Here is a 756-nt window from a genome sequence, read left to right on the forward strand (position 1 = left end):
CTTCGGCCAATCCGGCAGCGGCACTGATATCATGAGCTTCATGGCGAGCGGCGAGTTCGACAAAATGGGCAAGCCCGGCGACGTGCTGACCGCCGCCAACCGCGACATGGTCGACTCCCCTTCGGCTTACGTGAAATTGTTCGACATGATGCTGGATCCGGCATCCGCAGCGCTCGTACAGCACTGCACCGCGGGGAAAGACCGCACCGGCCTCGGATCGGCATTGATGCTGCTCACGCTCGGCGTTCCGAAGGAAAGCGTAATGCAGGATTTCCTGCTCAGCAACAAGTACCGCGAAGCGTACAACAAGGCGGCCGTGGACGCCATGGTGAAGCAGTTTAACCTGACGGACGAGAATGCGATTGAAGTCATCAAAGCGTTAATGGACGTCCGCCCGGAATATATCAATGCCGCTTTCGACGAAATGGCCAAAAAATACGGCTCGATCCAGGGCTTCCTGGAAAAAGGCTTGGGGCTAAGCAAAGACGAGCAGGCGAAGCTGAAGCGGATGTATCTCGAATAGTCGCCTATCCCGGTTCTCCGGATGCGAACATAAAGACGACCTGTATGGGTGAAGCCATACAGGTCGTCTTTTTTTAGAGATAAGAATGTATAAGCTTCCCCTATCATCTCCGACATATTTTGTCCAATGGTGGCGTATGGTGCTGAACCTTCGTCGATTCGTTGAGACGGACAAACCGGAATCACGTATAATGGAGATAACTGGAATAAAGATGGAGGTTGAAGGATGGGTTT

The 756-nt window shown here is 53.2% G+C and carries 1 protein-coding gene; it reads left to right on the forward strand.

The window, feature by feature from the left end; genetic code table 11:
* Positions 1–523, forward strand: a 523-nt coding sequence (locus tag CPT76_RS28860; RefSeq protein ID WP_181153107.1) for a tyrosine-protein phosphatase, incomplete at its 5' end; no start/stop codon positions are given.
* Between the last annotated feature and the right edge of the window lie 233 nt (positions 524–756).

Source organism: Paenibacillus sp. AR247, assembly GCF_002968895.1.
GTDB classification, from domain to species: domain Bacteria; phylum Bacillota; class Bacilli; order Paenibacillales; family Paenibacillaceae; genus Paenibacillus_AQ; species Paenibacillus_AQ favisporus.